Source organism: Paracoccus sp. SSJ (genome assembly GCF_030234105.1).
In the GTDB taxonomy this organism is placed as follows: Bacteria; Pseudomonadota; Alphaproteobacteria; order Rhodobacterales; family Rhodobacteraceae; genus Paracoccus; species Paracoccus denitrificans.
Genome location: NZ_JASSPE010000006.1, coordinates 83,870 through 106,883, shown reverse-complemented (window position 1 = coordinate 106,883; position 23,014 = coordinate 83,870). Strand labels below are relative to the sequence as shown.

At 69.0% G+C, this 23,014-nt stretch carries 22 protein-coding genes; 13 read left to right on the top strand and 9 right to left on the bottom strand.

Annotated elements, in window-relative coordinates:
* Window positions 1-32: 32 nt before the first annotated feature.
* The 5 genes from QPR87_RS08485 to QPR87_RS08465 form a co-directional block, all read right to left on the bottom strand.
* Complete coding sequence (locus QPR87_RS08485; protein WP_285049136.1) at window positions 33-1,337, bottom strand: pyruvate dehydrogenase complex dihydrolipoamide acetyltransferase; 1,305 nt, start codon at window positions 1,335-1,337, stop codon at window positions 33-35.
* Window positions 1,338-1,349: 12 nt separating this feature from the next.
* Entirely contained in the window at window positions 1,350-2,720 is a 1,371-nt protein-coding gene (locus QPR87_RS08480) for a pyruvate dehydrogenase complex E1 component subunit beta (protein ID WP_230999748.1), read from the bottom strand.
* 12 nt (window positions 2,721-2,732) lie between these two features.
* Window positions 2,733-3,764 carry a pyruvate dehydrogenase (acetyl-transferring) E1 component subunit alpha gene (pdhA, locus tag QPR87_RS08475; protein ID WP_011750125.1) on the bottom strand — a complete coding sequence of 344 codons (1,032 nt, stop codon included), beginning with the start codon at window positions 3,762-3,764 and terminating at the stop codon, window positions 2,733-2,735.
* Between the two features lie 234 nt (window positions 3,765-3,998).
* Window positions 3,999-4,292, bottom strand: a complete 294-nt coding sequence (locus QPR87_RS08470; RefSeq protein ID WP_011750126.1) for an FtsB family cell division protein — start codon at window positions 4,290-4,292, stop codon at window positions 3,999-4,001.
* A gap of 24 nt (window positions 4,293-4,316) precedes the next feature.
* Complete coding sequence (locus QPR87_RS08465) at window positions 4,317-5,618, bottom strand: acetylornithine deacetylase/succinyl-diaminopimelate desuccinylase family protein (protein WP_285049133.1); 1,302 nt, start codon at window positions 5,616-5,618, stop codon at window positions 4,317-4,319.
* Window positions 5,619-5,721: 103 nt separating this feature from the next.
* Between QPR87_RS08465 and QPR87_RS08460 the strand changes: the two genes are divergently transcribed.
* The 4 genes from QPR87_RS08460 to QPR87_RS08445 are packed head-to-tail and all read left to right on the top strand — an operon-like array spanning window position 5,722 to window position 9,954.
* Entirely contained in the window at window positions 5,722-6,003 is a 282-nt protein-coding gene (locus QPR87_RS08460) for a hypothetical protein (protein ID WP_011750128.1), read from the top strand.
* Window positions 6,004-6,013: 10 nt separating this feature from the next.
* Window positions 6,014-6,673: a DUF1523 family protein gene (locus QPR87_RS08455; RefSeq protein WP_104490932.1), complete on the top strand. Its 660-nt coding sequence runs from the start codon at window positions 6,014-6,016 to the stop codon at window positions 6,671-6,673.
* Between the two features lie 3 nt (window positions 6,674-6,676).
* Window positions 6,677-7,621 carry a deoxyribose-phosphate aldolase gene (gene deoC, locus QPR87_RS08450; protein ID WP_285049130.1) on the top strand — a complete coding sequence of 315 codons (945 nt, stop codon included), beginning with the start codon at window positions 6,677-6,679 and terminating at the stop codon, window positions 7,619-7,621.
* Window positions 7,622-7,623: 2 nt separating this feature from the next.
* Window positions 7,624-9,954 carry an aldehyde dehydrogenase family protein gene (locus QPR87_RS08445; protein ID WP_285049128.1) on the top strand — a complete coding sequence of 777 codons (2,331 nt, stop codon included), beginning with the start codon at window positions 7,624-7,626 and terminating at the stop codon, window positions 9,952-9,954.
* Window positions 9,955-10,036: 82 nt separating this feature from the next.
* Here the strand turns inward: QPR87_RS08445 and QPR87_RS08440 are convergent, their stop codons facing one another.
* The gene (locus QPR87_RS08440; protein ID WP_285049127.1) at window positions 10,037-10,792 is read right to left on the bottom strand and encodes a hydroxypyruvate isomerase family protein; all 756 of its coding nucleotides are present in this window, start codon (window positions 10,790-10,792) and stop codon (window positions 10,037-10,039) included.
* 2 nt (window positions 10,793-10,794) lie between these two features.
* Complete coding sequence (locus tag QPR87_RS08435) at window positions 10,795-11,340, bottom strand: DUF1285 domain-containing protein (RefSeq protein WP_011750133.1); 546 nt, start codon at window positions 11,338-11,340, stop codon at window positions 10,795-10,797.
* Window positions 11,341-11,401: 61 nt separating this feature from the next.
* Between QPR87_RS08435 and QPR87_RS08430 the strand changes: the two genes are divergently transcribed.
* The 9 genes from QPR87_RS08430 to lpxB all read left to right on the top strand — a co-directional run bounded on the left by QPR87_RS08430 (window position 11,402) and on the right by lpxB (window position 21,580).
* Window positions 11,402-12,403 (top strand): AAA family ATPase, encoded by a 1,002-nt coding sequence (locus tag QPR87_RS08430; RefSeq protein ID WP_011750134.1) that lies wholly within the window; start codon window positions 11,402-11,404, stop codon window positions 12,401-12,403.
* A complete protein-coding gene (locus tag QPR87_RS08425; protein WP_011750135.1) occupies window positions 12,400-13,269 on the top strand; it encodes a DUF58 domain-containing protein in 870 nt (289 codons plus the stop codon). Before QPR87_RS08430 ends, QPR87_RS08425 begins: the two co-directional genes overlap by 4 nt.
* The gene (locus QPR87_RS08420) at window positions 13,269-15,188 is read left to right on the top strand and encodes a BatA domain-containing protein (RefSeq protein WP_350310449.1); all 1,920 of its coding nucleotides are present in this window, start codon (window positions 13,269-13,271) and stop codon (window positions 15,186-15,188) included. Before QPR87_RS08425 ends, QPR87_RS08420 begins: the two co-directional genes overlap by 1 nt.
* Window positions 15,188-16,024, top strand: coding sequence for a DUF4159 domain-containing protein (locus tag QPR87_RS23615; RefSeq protein WP_350310448.1), 837 nt, complete (start codon window positions 15,188-15,190; stop codon window positions 16,022-16,024). Before QPR87_RS08420 ends, QPR87_RS23615 begins: the two co-directional genes overlap by 1 nt.
* The gene (locus QPR87_RS08415; RefSeq protein WP_285049125.1) at window positions 16,021-18,123 is read left to right on the top strand and encodes a hypothetical protein; all 2,103 of its coding nucleotides are present in this window, start codon (window positions 16,021-16,023) and stop codon (window positions 18,121-18,123) included. The genes QPR87_RS23615 and QPR87_RS08415 overlap by 4 nt, the downstream gene beginning before the upstream one ends.
* A 65-nt stretch (window positions 18,124-18,188) precedes the next feature.
* Window positions 18,189-18,680, top strand: a complete 492-nt coding sequence (gene fabZ / locus QPR87_RS08410) for a 3-hydroxyacyl-ACP dehydratase FabZ (RefSeq protein ID WP_049792409.1) — start codon at window positions 18,189-18,191, stop codon at window positions 18,678-18,680.
* Complete coding sequence (gene lpxA, locus QPR87_RS08405; RefSeq protein ID WP_011750140.1) at window positions 18,673-19,458, top strand: acyl-ACP--UDP-N-acetylglucosamine O-acyltransferase; 786 nt, start codon at window positions 18,673-18,675, stop codon at window positions 19,456-19,458. The genes fabZ and lpxA overlap by 8 nt, the downstream gene beginning before the upstream one ends.
* The gene (locus QPR87_RS08400) at window positions 19,455-20,252 is read left to right on the top strand and encodes an LpxI family protein (RefSeq protein ID WP_285049124.1); all 798 of its coding nucleotides are present in this window, start codon (window positions 19,455-19,457) and stop codon (window positions 20,250-20,252) included. The genes lpxA and QPR87_RS08400 overlap by 4 nt, the downstream gene beginning before the upstream one ends.
* 164 nt (window positions 20,253-20,416) lie before the next feature.
* Window positions 20,417-21,580: a lipid-A-disaccharide synthase gene (lpxB, locus tag QPR87_RS08395; protein WP_285049123.1), complete on the top strand. Its 1,164-nt coding sequence runs from the start codon at window positions 20,417-20,419 to the stop codon at window positions 21,578-21,580.
* Here the strand turns inward: lpxB and QPR87_RS08390 are convergent.
* On the bottom strand, window positions 21,555-21,905 hold the full coding sequence (locus QPR87_RS08390) for a RidA family protein (protein ID WP_285049121.1): 351 nt from the start codon (window positions 21,903-21,905) through the stop codon (window positions 21,555-21,557). The genes lpxB and QPR87_RS08390 overlap by 26 nt on opposite strands.
* 27 nt (window positions 21,906-21,932) lie before the next feature.
* Window positions 21,933-22,679: a sulfite exporter TauE/SafE family protein gene (locus QPR87_RS08385; RefSeq protein WP_285049120.1), complete on the bottom strand. Its 747-nt coding sequence runs from the start codon at window positions 22,677-22,679 to the stop codon at window positions 21,933-21,935.
* Window positions 22,680-23,014 lie beyond the last annotated feature (335 nt).

Here is a 23,014-nt window from a genome sequence, read left to right as displayed (position 1 = left end):
AGGCCCCCTTGTCCGTCCGTCCTTGCCGGCGATCAGGCCAGCATGCCCATGGGGTTTTCCAGGTGCTTGACGATGGCTTCCAGCAACCGGGCGCCAAGCGCGCCGTCGATCACGCGGTGGTCGACCGAGAGTGTCATCGACATGACGTTGCGGACCACCACCTCGCCATTCTCGACCACCGGGGTCTGGATGCCGGCGCCGACGGCAAGGATCGCGCCATGCGGCGGGTTGATCACCGCGTCGAAGTTCTCGATCCCGAACATGCCGAGGTTCGAGATAGCGAAGCTGCCGCCCTGGTATTCATGCGGCGCCAGCTTCTTGGTCTTGGCGCGGTTGGCCAGGTCCTTCATCTCGGCGGACAGCGCCGACAGGGTCTTTTGCTGCGCGTCCTTGAGCACCGGGGTGAAGAGCCCGCCCTCGATCGCCACGGCGACGGCCACGTCCGAAGGCTTAAGCTTGAGGATGCGGTCGCCGGCCCAGACCGCGTTGGCATCCGGCACCTCTTGCAGTGCCAGCGCGCAGGCCTTGATGATGAAGTCATTGACCGACAGCTTCACGCCGCGTGATTCCAGCTGCTTGTTCAGCATGGCGCGGAACTTCATCAACTCGTCGAGCTTTGCGGACCGGCGCAGGTAGAAATGCGGGATGGTCTGCTTGGCTTCCGACAGGCGTGCGGCGATGGTGCGGCGCATGCCGTCCAGCGCCACTTCTTCGGTCTCGCGGTCGGCATACATCTTGAGGATGGTTTCCGCGGAGGGGCCGGCGGGTGCGGCGGCCGCCGGGGCAGGGGCGGCTTTCGGAGCCTCGGCGGCGGGCTTGGCCGCGCCGGGCTTGGCGCCCTCGACATCCGCCTTGACGATGCGGCCATGCGGACCCGAGCCGGCGACCGAGGCGAGGTCGATGCCCTTTTCGGCCGCGATGCGCCGGGCCAGCGGCGAGGCGAAGATGCGCCCGCCATCGGCCGATTTCGGCGCGGCCGGGGCAGGGGCTGCGGCTGCCGCCGGTGCCGCGGCGGCCTCGGCCTTCGGGGCATCGGCCTCGGCCTTGGCTTCGGGTTTGGGCGCCGGCGCCGCGCCGATGTCGTCGGCGGATTCGCCTTCTTCCAGCAGCACGGCGATGGGGGTGTTGACCTTGACCCCCGCCGTGCCCTCGGCGATCAGGATCTTGCCCAGCTTGCCTTCGTCCACGGCCTCGAATTCCATCGTGGCCTTGTCGGTCTCGATCTCGGCCAGGATGTCGCCGGATTTGACCTCGTCGCCCTCTTTCACCAGCCATTTGGCCAGCGTGCCCTCTTCCATGGTCGGAGAAAGCGCGGGCATCAGGATTTCTGTCGGCATCTCGCTCGCTCCTTAGCGGTAGGTGACTTTCTTGACCGCCGCCACCACCTCGTCGGCGGTGATCAGCGCGTGCTTTTCAAGGTTCGCGGCATAGGGCATGGGCACGTCCTTGCCGGTGCAGTTGATCACCGGCGCGTCGAGATAGTCGAAGGCGTTCTCCATGATATAGGCCGAGAGGTGGTTGCCGATCGAGGCGACCGGGAAGCCCTCTTCCACCGTGACGCAGCGGTTGGTGCGCTTTACCGATTCGATCAGCGTGCCGTAATCGATGGGGCGCAGGGTACGCAGGTCGATCACCTCGGCCTCGATGCCCTCGGCGGCCAGCTTCTCGGCCGCTTCCAGCGCGTGGGCCATGCCGATGCCGAAGCTGACCAGCGTCACGTCCTTGCCGGGGCGCACGATCCTGGCCTTGCCGAAGGGGATGGTGAAATCCTCGAGATCCGGCACCTCGAAGCTGCGGCCGTAGAGGATCTCGTTCTCCAGGAAGATTACCGGGTTCGGGTCGCGGATCGCCTGTTTCAGCAGGCCCTTCGCATCGGCGGCCGAATAGGGCATCACCACCTTGAGGCCGGGGATCTGGGCATACCAGGCGGCGTAGTCCTGGCTGTGCTGGGCCGCCACGCGGGCGGCGGCGCCGTTCGGACCGCGGAAGACGATGGGGCAGCCCATCTGGCCGCCGGACATGTAAAGCGTCTTGGCGGCCGAGTTGATGATGTGGTCGATGGCCTGCATGGCGAAGTTGAAGGTCATGAACTCGACGATGGGGCGCAGCCCGGCCATGGCGGCGCCGGTGCCGATGCCGGCAAAGCCGATTTCCGAGATCGGCGTATCGACCACGCGGCGCGGGCCGAACTTGTCCAGGAGGCCCTGGCTGATCTTGTAGGCACCCTGGTATTCGCCGACTTCCTCGCCCATCAGGAAGACGGTCTCGTCGCGGTTCATTTCCTCTTCCATGGCCTCGCGCAGGGCTTCGCGCACGGTCATGGTCTTCATCGGCGTGCCTTCCGGCCAGTCGGGCGAGAGGTCCGCGACCGGGGCGGGGGCAGGCGCGGCGGCCTGCGCCGGAGCGGCCGGGGCCTCTGCCCTGGCCTCGGCGGGTGCGGCCTCGGCCTTGGGCGCCGGGGCGGCATCGACGGATTCGCCTTCCTCGACCAGCACCGCGATGGGGGTGTTGACCTTGACCCCCTGGCTGCCCTCGGCGATCAGGATCTTGCCGAGGATGCCCTCGTCGACGGCCTCGAACTCCATCGTGGCCTTGTCGGTTTCGATTTCGGCGATGATGTCGCCGGATTTCACGTTATCGCCTTCCTTGACCAGCCATTTGGCCAGCGTGCCTTCCTCCATGGTCGGCGACAGGGCGGGCATCAGGATTTCGGTTGCCATGGTTCCCTCCCCTCAGGCGTTCGCTTCGGCGCCGCCCTGCGGCACTTCTTTGGCATAGATGTCGGTCCACAGCTCTTCCAGCGGCGGCTCGGGGCTTTCCTTGGCGAACTCGGCGGAGTCGTTCACGATATCCTTGATCTCCTTGTCGATGGCCTTCAGATCCTCTTCGGAGGCGTGCTGGCCCTGCAACAGCAACTCGCGCACATGTTCGATGGCGTCGCGTTCGTCGCGCATCTTCTGCACTTCCTCGCGGGTGCGGTATTTCGCCGGGTCGGACATCGAGTGGCCGCGATAGCGATAGGTCATGACTTCCAGGATGTATGGCCCCTTGCCGGCGCGGCAATGCGCCACGGCCTTTTCGCCCGCGGCCCTGACAGCCAGCACGTCCATGCCGTCGACCTGTTCGCCCTTGATGCCGAAGCTTTCGCCGCGGCCGAAAAGCGTGGTCGATTTGGTCGAGCGCTTCATCGAGGTGCCCATGGCATACTGGTTGTTCTCGATGACGAAGACGACCGGCAGTTCCCACAGCTCGGCCATGTTGTAGGTCTCGTAGACCTGGCCCTGGTTCGAGGCGCCGTCGCCGAAATAGACGAAGGTGACGTTGTCGTTGCCCAGATACTTGTCGGCAAAGGCCAGGCCGGCGCCCAGCGGCACCTGGGCCGCGACGATGCCATGGCCGCCGTAGAAATGCTTCTCGCGGCTGAACATGTGCATCGAGCCGCCCTTGCCCTTGGAATAGCCGCCGATCCGTCCGGTCAGCTCGGCCATCACGCCGCGGGCTTCCATGCCGCAGGCCAGCATGTGGCCGTGGTCGCGATAGCTGGTGATGCGCTTGTCACCTTCCTTGGCGATGGATTCCAGGCCGACGACCACGGCTTCCTGCCCGATGTAGAGGTGGCAGAAGCCGCCGATCAGGCCCATGCCGTAAAGCTGGCCGGCCTTTTCCTCGAATCGCCGGATAAGCAGCATGTCGCGGTAGTATTTGAGCAGCTCATCCTTGGACACGTTGGGCGTGCTTTGCTTGGCTGCGGGCTTTCTGACCATGGGCCTCCTCCTCGGGGCGGGGATAGTTCAGCGTTAAACTAATTCTAGGCGAAGCTTTCGGGGGAAGTAAACCGGACTCGTGCATCCGTCCAGAGGGCTGATGCGAAAAGCCGCTTGCACGGGCAATGCCGGCGGCACCGGGGATCGGGCGCCTCAGACGCGGGCGCGGCGCCCGGCGGCGCGGTCGCATGAGTATTTGGGGAGCGGTGAAATTCGGGACGAGCCGAGAAAGGCTCAGCGGATGATGATTTCGTCCGCGCGCACCAGGCCCAGCACGTCGCGGGCGCGTTCGTCCAGAAGGTCGAGGTCCAGATATTCGTCCGACAGCCGCCGGGTCAGGTTGCGCATGCGGTCGACCTCGGCCTGCAGCCTGTCGCGCTGCTGGATCAGTTCCTGCGTCTCGGCCTGCAACTGCACCCGTCGCAGGATGCCCGAGGGGCCCTGCACCGCCGCATAGGCGAAATAGACGCCCAGGAGGATCATCACGATAAAGAAGATGAGGGCGCTGATCGACAGGCGTTGGGTCATGGGCTGCTCGGTTGTTTCGCGCGATCATGCCACAGGCGGCCGGCCGGGGGAATCCCCCGATGCGCCGTGCAGGATGTCGTCGAGCACCAGGGCCATGACACGAGCGGAATCCTGCATATCCTGCACGCCGACCCATTCGTCGGGCTGATGCGCCAGGTCCAGCACGCCCGGCCCGTAGGCGATGCAGTTCTTCAGCTTGCCGATGCGGTCGATATGCTTCTGGTCATAGGTGCCGGGGCTGACCACATAGCCGGCCTCGCGGCCCAGCACTCGCTCGATGGCGGCGGCGGTCGAGCGCACCACCGGCGCCTCGCGGTCGGTCATGCTGGGGATCACCTCGAACAGGTCGCGGATTTCATAGGTGAAACCGGGCCTTTGCGCCTTGACCTTTTCCAGGAGCGCGGCGACCTCGCGCTTTACTTCCGACAGTTCCTCTTCGATCAGGAAGCGGCGGTCGATGATGATGCGGCAGCGGTCGGCGACGCAGGGCGCTGGCAGGCCGGTGAAATCCGGGCCGAGATCCGGCTCGCCGCCATGGATCGAGTTGATGTTCAGCGTCGAATTGCGCGCGCCTTCGGGGATCACCGGCATCTGGGTCCGTTTGGTCATGAGCAGCGGGAACAGCGTGCGCTCCATCTCTTCCAGCACCGCGCCCATGTGGCGGATAGCGCTGTCGCCCAGGAAGGGCATCGAGCCATGGGCGATGCGGCCGTGCGTCTCGATCTCGGCCCACCATACACCGCGATGGCCCAGGCAGATGCGGTCCTTGTGCAGGGGCTCGGGGATGATGACATGGCCGACATGGGCAAAGGCGCCCTGGCCTGCCAGATAGGCCACGCCGCCGAAGCCGCCCGATTCCTCGTCCGCCGTGGCGCTGATCTCGATCTGGCCCGGATGGTCGGGGTAAAGCGCGGTAAAGGCTTCGGCGGCGATGATGCTGGCGGCCAGCCCGCCCTTCATGTCGCAGGCGCCGCGGCCATAGATCCGCCCGTCGTCCAGTTCCGCGGCAAAGGGATCGCGGCTCCAGCCATGGCCGACCTCGACCACGTCGTGATGGCTGTTGAAATGCACGCATTCGCCGCGCGGGCCGCCCCGATGGCGGGCGACCAGGTTCCAGCGCGGAAAGGCCTCGCTGTCGCCCGGGGCACCGTGGGCGCGGATCAGCTCGCAGGCCCAGCCCCGGGGCGCCAGCCGCGCCTGAAGATATTCGCAGATCTCGCGATAGTTGCGGCCCGGCGGGTTCAGCGTCGGAATGCGGATCAGATCCTGCGTCAGGCGGATCAGATCGTCGCGGCGGTTTTCGATCTCGAGGGCAAGCGCGTCCATGGCCCAAGGCTAGGCCGCGGCGTCCCGCGCGGCAATGGGGTCATTGACAGTCGGGACGCGCGGGCCTTCCATGGGGCAGGCTTTGCAACGAAGGTTCCGCCCGATGATCGCCTTTCTTCGCCTGATCGGCATGGTCCTGGTCGTCGAGCTGATCTTTTACGTGCTGATCTGGATCTATATCCGCAGCCTGCGCCGCGAAGAGCTTGAAAAGGAATGGGATCGCCGCCATCCCGAACGCGCGGGCGCTTCGCCGGAACGCGCCGAGTTCGTGCGGCGTTCGATGGTGGGGTTCAGCAACACCCTGCGGGCGCGGCTCGTCGGGCTGGTGCTGGTCCTGCCGGTGGTCGCGATCGTCGTGATCATCGTGATCGTGAACTACAATTGAGGGGGCGCCGATGCGCTGGTTCCTGACCGTCCTTGGGGTGATCTTCGGGATCGTGGTCTTTCTGTTCCTGGATTACACGCTGCCCTCGAAGCAGACGGTCCGCATCACCAACACTTATAACCGGCTGACCGACATCGGTGCCAATGCGGTCTTCTACGCCTCGCCCGACACCGGCACGGTCCAGAACGCGCAGGGCCAGCGCGACGTGCGCTTCATCGACACGGTGCGCCCGAACGGCAAGCCCTATGTCTATCGCAACGAGGATACCGGCTGGATCTGGCCGCCCTATTTCAAATACGACAGCTCGAACCTGCATGCGCAGGCGACCGACCTGCGCTCGACCGCGGCCAGCCCGGAATGGGTCAGCGTGACCTCATACGGCTGGCGCATCGCCTGGCTCTCGGTCTATCCGAACGCCATCTCGATCAAGCCGGTGGCGGGGCCCGAGGTGCGGCCCTTCAACTGGGCGGCGCAGATCATCCTGGTGATCCTGGGCGGGCTGCTGTTCCTGCTCTGGCGCATGTGGAACCAGTTCCGCGAACGCACCATCGACCCCGCCATGCGTTCCGCCGACGAAGCATGGGACCGGCTGGACGCCCGCGCCGACGCGGCCCGCGACCGGGCACGCGGCCGCATGCGGCGCTGGTGGGACGGGCTGCGGGGACGCTGAGCGATGGAGCGCAAGAACCCCGGCACCGATTTCCGCCTCGACTGGTTCGAGAACATCCAGGTCAACACCCCGGCCGCCGAGCGCCGCGCCACGAGCCTGGCCGCGCGACGCAGTCTCAAGAAGGAATGGCAGGCGGCCTGGCTTCTGAACGCGGTGCGCTGCATCGACCTGACCACGCTTTCGGGCGACGACACGCCCGACCGCGTGGCGCGGCTTTGCGCCAAGGCGAGCCAGCCCGTCGATGCCGGCCAGCTTGCCGCGCTGGGGGTCGAGCATCTGACCACCGGCGCGGTCTGCGTCTATCCGACCATGGTCGCGGCGGCAAAGCGGGCGCTGCGGGGCACCGCGATCCCCGTCGCCTCGGTCGCGACCGGCTTTCCCGCCGGGCTGATGCCGCTGGACCTGCGGCTGGCCGAGATCCGCTATGCGCTGGACCAGGGCGCGGACGAAATCGACATCGTGATTTCCCGTGCGCTGGTGCTGCGCGGCGAATGGGCGGCGCTTTACGACGAGATATGCGAGATGCGCGAGGCTTGCGGCTCGGCGCGGATGAAGGCGATCCTGGCGACGGGCGAGCTCAAGACCCTGACCAATGTCGCCAGGGCCAGCCATGTCGCCATGCAGGCCGGCGCCGATTTCATCAAGACCTCGACCGGAAAAGAGCCGGTGAACGCCACGCTGCCGGTGTCGCTGGTCATGTTGTGCGCCATCCGCGACTATCGCGACCAGACCGGCTTTGCCGTGGGCTTCAAGCCGGCCGGCGGGTTGCGCACCGCCAAGGATGCGCTGAACTGGCAGGTGCTGATGGCCGAGGAGCTGGGCCGCGACTGGCTGCGGCCCGATCTGTTCCGCATCGGCGCCAGTTCGCTGCTGGCCGATATCGAGCGGCAGATTTCCCATCACGTCACCGGGCGCTATGCCGGCGCCCATCGTCTGGCCGCGGGGTGAACATGCCGAAGGTAAGCGAGATCATGGAAAGCATGGAATACGGCCCTGCGCCCGAGGATGCCTCTGCCGTCCGCGACTGGCTGCGCGAACGCGGCAGCTTCGGCCATTTCATCGCCGGGCGCTTTACCCGGCCGGGCGTGACATTCGCCAGCCGCGATCCCTCGACCGGCGATGAACTGGCGCAGGTCACGCAAGGCACGGCCCGCGACGTGATGAAGGCGGTGCGTGCCGCCCGCCGGGCGCAGCGCGGCTGGGGCGCCATGCCGGGACACGACCGGGCGCGGTTCCTCTATGCCATTGCCCGGACCATCCAGAAGCGCGAGCGTTTCCTGTCGGTGCTGGAGAGCCTGGACAACGGCAAGCCGATCCGCGAAAGCCGCGACATCGACGTCCCGCTGGTGGTGCGGCATTTCTACCACCATGCCGGCTGGGCCGAACTGGCCGAGACCGAGTTTCCCGGCCATCGCCCGCTGGGCGTCTGCGGCCAGGTCATCCCCTGGAACTTTCCGCTGCTGATGCTGGCCTGGAAGGTCGCGCCGGCCCTTGCCGCCGGCAATACGGTGGTGCTGAAGCCCGCCGAATACACGCCGCTGACCGCGCTGGCATTCGCCGAGATCTGCGCCCATGTCGGCCTGCCTGCCGGGGTGGTGAACATCGTCACCGGCGATGGCGAGACCGGGGCGGCGCTGGTGCGGGCGCCGGTGGACAAGATCGCCTTCACCGGCTCGACCGAGGTCGGGCGCGGCATTGCCCGTGCCGTCGCGGGTTCGGGCAAGCGGCTGGCGCTGGAACTGGGCGGCAAGTCGCCCTTTGTCGTCATGGAGGACGCCGACCTGGACGCTGCGGTCGAGGGCGTGGTTGATTCGATCTGGTTCAACCAGGGCGAGGTCTGCTGCGCCGGCTCGCGCATCCTGGTCGCCGAGTCGGTCGCCGCGCGGTTCGAGGCGCTCTTGCGGGCGCGGATGCAGAAGCTGCGTCTGGGCGCACCGCTCGACAAGTCCACCGATATCGGCGCCATCGTCGATCCCGTGCAAAAGGACCGCATCCTGCGGCTGATCGACCGGGCGACCGCCGCCGGGGCGGAACTGGTCGGCGGCGCGGCGGCGCCGGGCTGCTTCATCGCGCCGGGCTATCTGAAGAATGTCGCGCCCGCCAACCCCGGCATGATCGAGGAGATCTTCGGCCCCATCGCCACGCTTTCGACCTTTCGCACCCCGGACGAGGCGGTGGATCTGGCGAACAATACCCGCTATGGCCTCGCGGCCTCGGTCTGGTCGGAAAGCGCGACCGTGGCGACGGATCTCGCCGCACGGATCAAGGCCGGCGTGGTCTGGGTCAATTGCGCGAACCTCTTCGACGCCGCAGCCCCTTTCGGCGGCATGCGCGATTCCGGCTATGGCCGCGAGGGCGGGCGCGAGGGGATGCTGGACTATCTCGCCGCGCCCGTTGCCCCGCAGCGCGATCCGGCGCCGTCCGAAATCGTCCCGGCCGAGGCGCCCGAGGAAAGCGCCGGGATCGACCGCACGGTCAAGCTTTACATCGGCGGCGCGCAGAAGCGTCCCGACGGCGGCGCCAGCTATGCGGCGCAGGACGAACTGATCCCGCTGGGCAACCGCAAGGACATCCGCAACGCGGTCGAGGCGGCGCAGGGCGGCTTGGCGAAATGGCAGGGCCTGGGCGGCCATGGCCGGGCGCAGGTGCTGTATTTCCTGGCCGAGAACCTGGCGCAGCGCCGCGCGGAATTCGCCGGCTTCGCCAGCCCGGCCGAGGTCGATGCCGCCATCCGCCGCTGCTTTTTCTATGCCGGTTTCGCCGACAAATACGATGGAGCGACGGTCTCGGCCAAGCCCGGCCATCTGTGCCACGTCCAGCCCGAGCCGCATGGCGTGATGGGGTTGATCGCGCCCGTGGCCGCGCCGCTGGCCGGCTTCATGGCGCTGGTGCTGCCGGCCATCGCCATGGGCAATGCGGTGGTGGCCATCCCGTCGCAGGACCGGCCGATGGCGGCCCTGACGCTGGCGCAGGTGCTGGCCTGTTCGGACGTGCCGGGCGGCGTGGTCAACATCGTCACCGGCCCGCGCGACGACCTTGCCCGGGCGCTGGCGGGCCATGACGGCGTCTCGGCGATCTGGCATGCCGGGCAGGGCGAGGGGCTGGCCGAAGTGCAGCGGGTCGCGGCCGAAACCCTGATCCCGGTCTGGACGCCCCAGCCTCGCGACTGGAGCGGCCCGCAGGCGCAGGGCCGCGAGTTCTTGCGCGCGGCCAGCCGCACCAAGACCATCTGGCTGCCCTATGGCGCCTTGCCTGCGGGCACCGGCAGTTCGGCCTATTGACGCGAAGTCCGGCGCGACATTTCCACGAGGTCGCTGGGGCCATCGAGCGCCCCGGACCCGTGGCCCCTCCCGTGTCCCCGCGTCAGGCCAGGCTTAGCCAGCGCAGCCCGGCCTCGGTCGAGTTGCGGGGGGTGTATTCCGCGCCGACCCAGCCGCGATATCCCGAAGCGTCGATGGCGCGGAACAGTTCGGCGAAGTCGATGTCGCCCTGCCGCGGCTCGTGCCGGCTGGGCCAGTCGGCGATCTGGACATGCCGTATCCGCCCGGCATGGCGCTGCCAGACCGCCAGCGCATCGCCATGGATCATCTGCGCCTGATAGACGTCGAATTGCAGCCCCAGGTTCGGCGCCCCGACCTCGTCCATGATCTCAGCCGCCAGATCGAAGCTGTCGAGGAAATAGCCCGGCATGTCGTGGCGGTTCATCGGCTCGATGGTCAGGCTGGTCCGGGCATCGCGGGCGCAGGCCCATTTCAGGTTTGCGACGAAGGTGCGTCGCGCCAATCCGCCCCGGGCCTTGCCGGCCATCACATGCAGATGCTTGACCCCCAGCGCGCGGCCAAAGCGCAGCGCGCGGTCGAAATCGTCGCGAAAGCGCGATTCGTTGCCCGGTTCGGCGGCAAAGCCGCGCGGCCCGCCGGCCCAGTTCGGCGGCGGCGTGTTCATCAGCACGAACTCCACCCCCGCCGCCTGTGCGGCCTGGGCCAGCTCCTTGACGGCAAGGTCATAGGGAAACAGGATCTCGACCCCGTGAAAGCCCGCACGCCTTGCAGCGGCAAAGCGTTGCAACATGGGCATCTCGGTGAACAGATAGGTCAGGTTGGCGGCAAATCGCGCCATGGTCAGGGCTCCAGGGGAAAGACCGTCCCTCCCGATCGCACTTCCATACGCCCGTTGTCGCCGGGCATAGCCGCATCGGCCAGTCGGTAGAACGTCTTGCGGTCGATCAGCGCCCAAAGACCGCGGCGGATATGGACATAGGGCCGGGGCTCTTCCGGCGTCCCGCGCATTTCTATCTCATGCCCGGGACCTGCGCTCACCCGGTCGCCCACATTGGTGGTAAAGACGATGTCCTCGCCGATTTCAGCATCGACGGCGATGAAGGGCGCATCGACCACGCGGATGCCGACCTTTTCGACGGGGGTGACCAGGAAGTAATCATCCCCCTCGCGCTTCAGGATCGAGGCGAAAAGCCGCACCATCTCGGGCCGGCCGATGGGCGTGCCGTTGTAGAACCAACTGCCGTCGGCGCGGATCTCCATGTCCAGGTCGCCGCAAAAAGGCGGGTTCCACAGATGCACAGGCGGCGGCCCCTTCTTCGAGGCACGGCTGGCGGCAGCGGCGATTCCGGCCGCATCGCTCACGGCATTGTCAGTCTTTTCCTCCATTCCCTGTGGACCCCGTCACACCTGCCTTTATGTTGTCCTAGAACAGAAACGGGGCATTGTCATGGCCGAGAATGAGAAACTGGTTTCCGAAGTCTTGACGCTGACCGATCGCCTTGCGCAGGCCCGCGCCAGCGTCGAGCACCGCTTCGTCGGCCAGCATGCCGTGGTCGAGCAGGTGCTGGCCGCGATCCTGTCGGGCGGGCATGCGCTGCTGGTCGGCCAGCCGGGGCTGGGCAAGACCATGCTGGTCGATACGCTGGCCACCGTGCTGGGCCTCGACACCGCGCGCATCCAGTTCACCCCCGACCTGATGCCGGCCGACATCCTGGGCTCCGAGGTGCTGGACATCCGGCCCGACGGCACCCGCGCCTTTCGCTTCATCGAGGGGCCGGTCTTTACCCAGCTCCTGATGGCCGACGAGATCAACCGGGCCAGCCCGCGCACGCAATCCGCGCTGCTCCAGGCCATGCAGGAGGGCGAGGTCACCATCGGCGGCGAGCATCGGCCGCTGGGCCGGCCCTTCCACGTCCTCGCCACCCAGAACCCGATCGAGCAGGAGGGCACCTATCCCTTGCCCGAGGCGCAGCTCGACCGTTTCCTTTTGCAGGTCGACGTGGACTATCCCGACCGCGACACCGAACGCGCCATCCTGCTGGCCACCACCGGGGTCGAGGAGGGCCGGGCGCATGCGGTCTTCGACGCGGCCGGGCTGGTTGCGGCGCAGGCGCTGATCCGGCGCATGCCGGTGGGCGAGACGGTGCTGAATGCAATTCTCGATCTGGTGCGCGCGGCCCGTCCAGGCGCGCCCGAGGCGCCGGGCTGGATGGCCGATACGCTGGTCTGGGGGCCGGGGCCGCGTGCCGCGCAGGCGCTCACACTGGTCACGCGCGCCCGTGCGGCGCTGAACGGCCGCTTTGCGCCGACGCTCGACGATGTCGAGGCCATGGCGGCCCCGGTGCTGCGCCATCGCATGGCGCTGAGCTTTGCCGCCCGTGCCCGCGGCGAGACCATCGAGGGCGTGATCGCGCGCCTGCTCGACGACCGGATGCGGGCGGCGGCGTGAGACCCTCGGCCGATCAGCTTCGCGCCCGGGCCGAGGCCGCCTCGGCGGCGTTGCCGGCGCTGATGCTGTCGGCCGAGCGGCTGGCGGCGGCGCTGGTGCCGGGCGCGCATGGCCAGCGCCGCGCCGGCATGGGCGAGGATTTCTGGCAATACCGTCCCGCCACCACCGGCGACACGGCGCGCAGCATCGACTGGCGCCGCTCGGCCCGCTCGGATGCGCAATTCGTCCGCGACCGCGAGGCGCAGGTGGCGCAATCGGCGGCGATCTGGGTCTCGGCCGCGGCGGGCATGGACTATACCGGCGGCACGGACCGGCCCGGCAAGCGCGACCGTGCCGACCTGCTGGCGCTGGCGTTGGCCATGGCGCTGCTGGCCGGGGGCGAGCGCGTGGCGCTGGCCGGCCAGCCGCCGCGCCCTGGCCGCCTGCAGGCCGAGCGCATGGCCCAGGCGCTGGTCGCCCGCCCGGCGCTGGACCGCGACGAGGATGCGCCGCCGGCCGAGGCCTTGCGTCCCGGCCAGCGGGTGATCCTGTTCGACGATTTCCTGGGCGATCCGCAGCCGGTGCTGGACTACCTTTCCCGCGCCGCCGGCCTGGGCGTGCAGGGCGTGCTGATGCAGGTCCTGGACCCGGACGAGGACGGCTTTCCCTGGCGGGGCGCGGTGTTGTTCCGCTCGGCCTCGGGCGCGCTGCGCCACGACACGCGCGACGCGGCCGGGCTGCGCACGGCCTATCTGGCGCGGCTGGCCGAGCGGCGCGAGGTGCTGTCGCGCGCCGCCGCGACCGCGGGCTGGCATTTCGGCATGCATGACACCGGGGCGCCGCCGTCGCAGGCGCTGCTCTGGCTCTGGTCGGTGCTGGAGGGCTGATGCTGCTCATTGGTCCCCTCGGCTTCCTGACGCCCTGGATCCTCGCGGCGCTGGCCGCGCTGCCGGTGCTGTGGCTGATCCTGCGCGCCATGCCGCCTTCGCCAAAGCTGGTGCGCTTTCCCGGCACGCGGCTGCTGCTGGGGCTCAGGGACCCGCATCCGGTGGCGCGTCACACGCCCTGGTGGCTGCTGCTCTTGCGGGTGCTGGCGATCGCGGCCTTGATCCTGGGCTTTGCCGGGCCGGTCTGGAAGCCGGCGCCGGATCAGGTCGGGCAGGGGCCTTTGCTGATCGTGATGGATGCCGGCTGGGCCGCGGCGCCCGACTGGCCGCAGCGTCAGGCCCGCGCCCTGCGCGCTCTGGATCGCGCGGCGGCGGCGGGACAGCCGGCGGCGCTGCTGGTCGCCGACGGCCGGGCCGAGGGCGTGCTGCCCTTCCTGCCCGCGACCGAGCTTGCCGCGCAGTTGCGGGCCCTGCGCCCCGCGGCATGGGAGACGCGCTATCCCCCCGATCCTCAGGCGGTGCTGGCCGAGGCGCCGGCGGGTCTTTCGGTGCTGTGGCTCAGCGATGGGCTGGACCATCCGGGGCGGGCGGAATGGCTGGCTGCGCTTTCGGGGCGCGGCAACGTGACCGTGGTGCCGCCGGAAGGCCCGCGCCAAGCGCTGGAACTGGTGCCGGGCGACCAGCCGGCGCTGCGGATGCGCTCGACCGGGACCGCGGTCGCCGAGGTGCTGGCCATCGGCCTCGACCCGCAGGGCACGCCGCGAGAGCTGGCGCGGCTGAAGCCCGGCGAGGGTTCTGCCGATGCGGGCGTGACCAGTTGGCCGGTTCCCATCGACCTGCCCTCCGAATTGCGCAACCGCATCACGCGCTTCGAGATCGAGGGCCATGCCTCGGCCGGCGCGGTGGTGCTGGCCGATGACAGCCTGCGCCGGCGCAAGGTCGCGCTGGTCGGCGACGACCGCGCCAGCGAGGGCCAGCGGCTGCTCTCGCCGCTGCATTACCTGCGCCGGGCGCTGGCGCCCTCGACCGACCTGATCGAGGGGGGCCTGGGCGATGTGCTGCAAGCCTCACCCGACGTGGTCGTGCTGGCCGACCAGTTCGGACTGGCCGATGAGCCGGCCCTGCGCGAATGGGTCGAGGGCGGCGGGCTGCTGATCCGCTTTGCCGGGCCGCGCATGGCCGCGTCGGAGCGGCTGGCCGAGGAGCCGCTCTTGCCCGTGCGGCTGCGCGCCGGCGGGCGCGACATCGGCGGGGCGCTTGCCTGGGGCGAGCCGCGCGGCATCTCGGCCTTTGCCCCCGACGGGCCCTTCGCGGGGCTCTCGGTACCGGACGATACGACCGTGCGCGCGCAACTCCTGGCCGAGCCGGCGCCGGACCTGGCCGACCGCAGCATCGCCCGGCTTTCGGACGGCACGCCGCTGGTGACGCGCGCGGCCCTGGGGCAGGGGCAACTGGTGCTGTTTCACACCACGGCCAACGCGGAATGGTCGAACCTGGCGATCTCGGGCCTGTTCGTCGAGATGCTGGACCGGCTGGTGCGCAGCGCCCGGGTCGGCGCCGGCGCGCCCGAGGCGGATCGCGCCGAACAGCCCTTCTGGCTGCCCGAACTGGTGCTGGACGGCTTCGGCCGCACGACCGAGCCGCAGGACACCGTCCCGGTCGCCGCCGCCGATTTCGCGCGCGGTCCCGCCCCGGGCGCTCCGGCCGGGCTTTATCGCGGCGGCGAGCGGGTGGCGGCCCTGAATGCGGGCGGGCCGATCGCGACGGCCGACTGGCCCGGCGCCTATATTGAGCGCGGGGCACAGGCGCCGGGCTTCGACCTGCGCGGCTGGTTGATCGCGCTGGCCGCAGCGCTTCTGGCGCTGGACGCGCTCGGCAGCGCCTGGCTGGCTCGCGGCAGGCAGAGGGCGATGGCATGATGAGAAGATGGCTTGCCCCCCTTGCCCTGCTGTTCTGGGCCACGGCCCTTTCGGCGCAGGACGAGCCCGACCCCCGGCTGGTGCGCGCGGCCGACGAGGTGGCGCTGGCCTATGTCATCACCGGCGATTCCGAGGTCGATGCCGCCTCGGAAGCCGGGCTGCGCGGGCTGTCCCAGGTCCTGACTGCCCGCACCACCGTCGAGCCGGGCGAGCCCATCGGCATCGACCCCGAACAGGACGACCTGTCGCTGCTGACCTTCCTTTACTGGCCGGTGACCGAGGCGCAGGCGCCGCCCTCGCCGCAAGCCTATGTGCGGCTGAACCATTTCCTGCGCTCGGGCGGGATGATCCTCTTCGATACCCGCGACGGCGATATCGCCGGTCTGGGCGGGCCGGATGGCGCGGCGGCGCTGCAGGCGCTGGCCGCGCCGCTGGACATCCCGCCGCTGGCGCCGGTCCCGGCCGACCATGTGCTGACCCGCAGCTTCTACCTGCTCAGGGATTTCCCCGGCCGCTACCAGGGCCGCGAGATATGGGCCGAGGCGCCCCCGGCCGATGCCCAGGCGGCCGAGGGCGTGCCGTTTCGCAATCTCAACGACGGCGTCTCTCCGGTCATCATCGGCGGCAATGCCTGGGCCGAGGCCTGGGCGGTGGATGAGAATGGCCTGCCCATGTTCAGCATCGGCTCGGGCTTCGAGGGCGAGCGCCAGCGCGAGATGACCTATCGTTTCGGCGTCAACCTGATCATGTATGTGCTGACCGGGAACTACAAATCCGACCAGGTGCATGTGCCGGCCCTGCTGGAGCGGCTGCGGCAGGAGGAGGTCGTGCAATGAGCGGCCTGACCTTCGATCCGCTGCTGTCCTGGCCGCTGGTCGGCGCCCTGGCCTTGCTCGGCGTGCTGGTGGCGCTGTGGTCGCTGTGGCGCGGCTTGCGCGGCTGGGCTTGGCGCGGCATCGCCGGGCTGGCCGCGGCGGCGGCCCTTGCCGGGCCTGCGCTGGAATCGGGCATCCGTCACAAGCTGTCGGATATCGTGATCCTGCTCGACGACCGCAGCGCCAGCCAGTCCCTGCCGGGGCGGGCGGAGCAGACCGATGCCACGATCGAGGAACTGACCCGCCAGCTCTCCGCATTGCCCGATACCGAGATTCGCCGCGTGACCGTTGCCGACGACCCGGACGGCACCCAGATCGGCACGGCGCTGACCCGGGCGCTGGCCGCCGAGCCGCAGGCCCGCGTCGCAGGCGTCATCGCCGTGACCGACGGGCTGGCCCATGATGCGCCGATGCTGCCCGCCTCGGCGCCCGCGCCGGTGCATGTGCTGCTGACCGGGCAGGCGCAGGACTGGGACCGCCGGCTGGTGATCGAGGAGGCCTCGGCCTATGGGCTGATCGGCAAGCCCGTCACCATCCGCCTGCGCGTCGAGGATCAGGGCGCCGTCCCCGCGCAGGTGGCGCAGACCCCCGCCCGGCTTCGCATCCTGCTGGACGGAGAGGAGATGCGCAGCCTGGACCTGCCGCCGGGGGTGACGCTGGACCTGCCGGTGGTGCCGGAACATGCCGGGCAGAACGTGGTCTCGATCGGGTTCGACGCGCCTCAGGCCGAGGTGCCGGAACTGACCGACCGCAACAACTCGGCCGCCGTGCAGATCCAGGGCGTGCGCGACCGGCTGCGGGTGCTGCTGGTCTCGGGCGCGCCGCACGCGGGCGAAAGGACCTGGCGCAACCTGTTGAAATCGGATGCAAACGTGGACCTGATCCACTTCACCATCCTGCGGCCGCCGGACAAGATGGATGCGGTTCCCGTCGATGAGATGTCGCTGATCGCCTTTCCGACCCAGGAACTGTTCATGGAGCGGATCCGGGATTTCGACCTGATCATCTTCGACCGCTACCGGGTGCGCGGCATCCTGCTGCCGCAATATTACGACAACATCCGGCGCTATGTCGAAGAGGGCGGCGCGATCCTGGTCTCGGCGGGGCCCGAGATGTCCACGGTGGAAAGCCTGAACCTGTCGCCCCTGGGGGCGATCCTGCCCGCGCGGCCCACCGGCCGGGTCTATGCCGAGCCCTTCCTGCCGCGCCTGACCGAGGACGGCGAGCGTCATCCGGTCACCGCAGGTCTGCCCGGCGCCCCGGCAGAGGATGCGGCAAGCCATTGGGGCCGCTGGCTGCGCATGTCGCAGGTGATCCCCGATCCCGATGCCCAGGTGGTGCTGAGCGGCGCGCACGACGAGCCGCTTTTGCTGTTCAGCCGCGTGGGCGAGGGGCGGGTGGCGATGCTGACCTCGGACCAGGTCTGGCTCTGGGGTCGCGGCTTCGAGGGCGGCGGGCCGCAGTTGGAACTGCTGCGCCGCATCGCGCATTGGTCGATGCAGGAGCCCGAACTTGAGGAAGAGGCGCTGCTGGCCGATGTCAGCGGCGAACTGGCGGTCACGATCACCCGCCGCACGATGAAGGTGACTGCTGGCCCGGTGCGCATCACGCGCCCCGATGGCCAGACCGAGGAGGTCGCGCTGACCGAAGCCGGGCCGGGCCGCTTCACCGCACGCTGGACGGCGCCCGGGCCGGGGCTCTACCGGCTGGAAGAGGGCGATATCGGCCGCGTGCTGGCGCTCGGCCCCGCGGCGCTGCGCGAATTCGAGCAGACCGTCGCCTCGGGCGCCGTGCTGGGTCCGCTGGCCGAGGCAACGCAGGGCGCGGTGCTGCGGCTTTCCGAAGGCATGCCCGGCCTGCGCACCGTGCGCGAGGGACGGCCGGCGCATGGCCAGGGTGTCGGCGGGCCCTGGATCGCCATCACCCCGCGCGAAGCGGCCTCGGTCAGCGGCATGACGCATCGTCCGCTGCTGCCGGGTTGGGCCTGGCTCGCGCTGATCGCCGGGCTGGCGGTGGCGGGCTGGCTGGCCGAGGGCCGCGGTCGGCTGCGCAGCACCTGACACGGCGAAACTTGCCAAGTCCGCGCCCCGTTGCTAGGCAAATGAAAACATTCCAAGAGGACCGCATGGCCGCCGCCCCCAACGATGACCAGACCGCCTATATCCCGCCGACCGAAGTCGATCTGGCGATGATCAAGCGCATCCTGCCGCATCGCTATCCCTTCCTGCTGGTGGACCGCGTTCGCGACATCGTCCCGGCCGAAAGCTGCGTCGGCGTCAAGAACGTGACCTCGAACGAGCCGCATTTCGAAGGGCATTTCCCGCAGGAGCCGGTCATGCCCGGCGTGCTGATCATCGAGGCCATGGCGCAATCGGCGGCGGTGCTGGTCGGCGTCAGCCTGAATCTCGCCGACAAGGGCATGGGCACCTATTTCATGTCCATCGACAAATGCCGCTTCCGCCAGAAGGTGGTGCCGGGCGACGTGCTGGAGCTGCACATGAAGACCCTGCGCGGCGGCGGCAAGATCTGGAAGTTCGAGGGCCGCGCCATCGTCAACGGCCAGTTGGCCGCCGAGGCCGAGGTCATGGCCATGCTGAACCGTGGCGACAATGGCTGAAACCCGCATCCACCCCTCGGCCGTCGTGGACCCCGCCGCGCAGGTCGGCGAGGGATGCGAGATCGGCCCGTTCTGCGTGATCGGTCCCGAGGTCGGCCTCGGCCGGGGCGTGGTGCTGAAATCCCATGTCGTCGTGGCGGGCGAGACCCTGATCGGCGACGAGACCGTGGTCTTTCCCTTCGCCTCGCTGGGCGAGGTGCCGCAGGACCTGAAGTTCCGGGGCGAGCGCACGCGGCTGGAAATCGGCGCCCGCAACCGCATCCGCGAATATGTCACCATGAACCCCGGCACCGAGGGCGGCGGCGGCGTCACCCGGATCGGCGACGACGGCCTTTTCATGGCGGGCAGCCATGTCGCGCATGACTGCCAGATCGGCAACCGGGTGATCCTGGTCAACAACGCTTCGGTCGCCGGCCATTGCGTGCTCGAGGACGACGTGATCGTCGGCGGGCTGTCGGGCGTGCACCAGTTCGTGCGCATCGGCCGCGGCGCGATGATCGGGGCGGTGACCATGGTGACGGCGGATGTGATCCCCTTCGGCCTGGTGCAGGGGCCGCGCGGCCATCTGGACGGGCTGAACCTGGTGGGGCTGAAGCGCCGCGGCGCCTCGCGCGAGGAAATCCATGCGCTGCGCGACATGCTGGCGCAACTGGGCCAGGGCAGCTTTCGCGATACCGCCCGGCACCTGGCCGAGGCCGAGAATGGCCCGATGGTGCGCGAGGTTCTGGACTTCATCCTCGGTCCCTCGGACCGCAGCTTCCTGGCGCCCCATCCATGAGCCGCATCGCCCTGATCGCCGGCGAGGGCAGCCTTGCCCCCGCAATCGCCGCCGCGCTGGACCAGCCGCTGGTCTATGCGCTGGACAACCTGAAACCGCAGGTCGAGGCCAAGCCTTTCCGCCTGGAACGCCTGGTGCCCTTTCTGGACGAGTTGGCCGACCAAGGCGTGACCCAGGCGGTCTTTGCCGGTGCCATCCGCCGCCCGAAGATCGAGCCGGAGCTTTTCGACGCGCGCACCCTGACCATCGTGCCGCGCATCCTGATGGGGATGCAGTCGGGCGACGACGCGGCGCTGCGCGCAGTTCTCGACGTTTTCGAGGAAGCCGGAATATCCATCTGTTCTGTCGATCAGATCCTGCCGGAACTGGTGCCCGGAGAAGGTGTGCTGTCGGGTGAGCCAAGCCAGCGCGACCAGAAGGACGCCGCCCGCGCCGCCGAGATCGTCGCCGGCCTTGGCGCGCTGGATATCGGCCAGGGCGCGGTGGTTGCGCAGGGGCTCTGCCTCGCCGTGGAAGCGCTGCCGGGCACCCAGGCCATGCTGGAATTCGCCAAGCTGCATGCGGGTCTGAAACCCGACCCCAAGGGAGCGGGCGGCGTGCTCTACAAGGCGCCGAAACCCGGCCAGGATCGCCGCATCGACCTGCCGACCATCGGCCCCGACACCGTGACCCAGGCTGCCAAGGCCGGGCTGGCCGGCATCGCCTGGGAGGCGGGCAGCGTCATCCTGCTGGACCGGGCCGAGGCGCTGCGCCGCGCCCAGGCGGCGGGGCTGTTTCTCTGGGCGCGCGGTTGAACGGGTATTTGGAAAACGGAAAAGAGGCTTGCTTCGCCGTTCCCCAAATACTCAAGTGACGGTGCCGCGAGAGTGGCAGCAGGGTATTTGACCGACGAAGAATGCCGGGGTGCTTCTCTGTTCTTCAAATACTCATGTCGGGGCATGGCAAGCGGAGCGGCGCGATGAAATTCTTCCTGATCGCGGGCGAGCCTTCGGGCGACAATCTGGGCGGCGCCCTGATGGCCGGCTTGAAGCAGCTTGATCCGGATGCCGCGTTCCTGGGTGTCGGCGGTCCGGCCATGGCGGCCCAGGGGCTGGAGAGCCGCTTTCCCATGGAAGAGCTGAGCCTGATGGGCATCTGGGAGGTGCTGCCGAAATACCGCGCGCTCAAGGCCCGGATCGCCGAGACCGCCCGCGCCGTCGCCGAGGCCCGGCCCGATGCGCTGATCACCATCGACAGCCCGGATTTCTGCCTGCGCGTGGCGCGCCAGGCCCGGGCGTTGAACCCCGATTTGCGCACCATCCATTACGTCGCGCCCTCGGTCTGGGCCTGGCGGCCGGGGCGGGCCAGGAAGATGGCCGAGGTGATCGACCATGTGCTGGCGATCCTGCCCTTCGAGCCGCCGCTGATGCAGGCCGCCGGCATGAGTTGCGATTTCGTCGGCCATCCCATCGTCGCCGAGCCGGTGGCGGGCGAGGCCGAGGCAGCGGCGTTTCGTGCCGCGAACGGCATCGCGCCGGATGCGCCGCTGGTCTTGTGCCTGCCGGGTTCGCGCCGGACCGAGGTGGGCCGGCTCGGCCCCCGCTTCGACGAGGCGCTGATCCGGCTACGCGACCGGGTGCCCGAGATTCGCGTGGTGATTCCGACCGTGCGGGGCGTTTCGGGGCTGGTGCGCGACATGGCTCGGCGCTGGCCCACCGCCCCGGTCGTGGTCGAGAGCCCCGAGGAAAGGCGCGCCGCCTTTGCCGCCGCCGACCTGGCGCTGGCGGCCTCGGGCACGGTCAGCCTGGATCTGGCAGCGAACGACGTGCCCATGGTGATCGGCTATGACGTGGCGCCGCTCAGCCGGCTGATCATCGGGTTCCTGCTCAGGACCGATACGGTGACGCTGGTCAACCTGGTCAGCGAGACCCGCGCCGTGCCGGAGTATCTGGGCCGCAACTGCCAGCCCGGCCCCATGTCGCAGGCGCTTTACCGGCTGATCGAAAACGGCGAGGAACGGAGCGAGCAACTGGCCGCCATGGCGCTGACCATGCAGCGGCTGGGGCGCGGCGGCGAGCCTCCCGGCCTGCGCGCCGCGCGTTCGGTCATGGCGGCGATCAGTTCTGCGCCGCGACCACGATGATCTCGACCTTGTAGTCGGGAGTCGCCAGGGCCGATTCGCCGGTGGCGCGGGCCGGGGCGTGGCCGGGGGCGACCCAACCGTCCCAGACGGCGTTCATCTCGGCGAAATCGGCCATGTCGGCCAGCCAGATTTGCGCCGACAGGATGCGGGTCTTGTCCGAGCCGCATTCCGCCAGCAGCCGGTCGATCTGGGCCAGCACCTCGCGGGTTTGCTCGGCCACCGATTCGCCGGGTTTGCCGACCTGGCCGGCCAGGTAGATGGTGCCGTTATGGACGACCGCCTGGCTCATGCGGGGGCCGGTCTCGATGCGCTTGATCTCGGACATGGAAAATCCTTTCGGGTTGGGCCGGCGTCAGAAAAGCCGCCAGAGGAACAGCGCCGTCATGCCAAAGCCGATGGCCGCGATCAATGCCCGCAACACCGGGATCGGGATTCGCCGCGCCACTGGCGCGCCCAGATAGCCGCCGAGGACAGTGCCCAGGCTCATTACCGCCGCCGGCCACCAGGCGACCTGCCCGCCCGCCGCGAAGATCGCGAAGGAGATCACCGACAGCGCGAAGGACAGCCAGTTCTTCAGCCCGTTCATCTGGTTCAGCTGCGTCATGCCCCAAAGCGCGAAGAGCGCCAGCAGCACGATCCCCAGCCCGCCGTTGAAATAGCCGCCGTAGATCGCGACCGGCACCATGGTCCCGGCGCCGAAGGGTGCCGCGGCGTTGCGGTGCTGCGCCGCCCATTCCCGCACCTGCGCGCCCCAGATGAAGACCGAGGTCGCCGCCAGCAGCAGGAAGGGCACCAGCACCGCGAAGGCCTGGTTCGACGAGACCAGCAGCAGGCAGGAGCCGACGATGCCGCCGGTCAGCGTCCAGAAGGTCAGCCGCAGCACCAATGCACGCTCGATCTGCGCGATCTCGTGGCGGAACCCCAGCGCGGCGGACAGGTAGCCCGGCAGGGCGGCGACCGTGCTGGTGGCATTGGCCGAGACCACCGGCACGCCGCTGGCGACGAGGGCGGGGAAGGTGATGAAGGTGCCGCCCCCGGCGACGGCGTTCAGCATCCCGCCCAAGAATCCGGCGGCGAGCATCAGCAGGGTGTCGGTCATGCGGGGCGGCTCCGGATCGTGGCAGGGCGCCCATGCTTAGCCTTGCGGCCCGGGGGCGTCCAGCCTTGCATGGCCCGGACATGGATGCGCCCGGAGGCGGCCCCCGGGCGCATGGCTTGCAATCGAATTCCGGTCAGAAGATGCCGGTCAGATAAAGCAGGATGATCACGAAGATCGGAACGCCCAGGAGCCAGGCGACGATACCCTTCATCGTTGTTCTCTCCCTTTCTGGTCGTCAGCGGAACGCGACCCGGCCGGGTTGGTTCCCGTGCCGCCACCGCCCGCCGAGGATGGAGTTCCCGAAAATCGCAAATCGGCGGGAATAAACCGCGCGG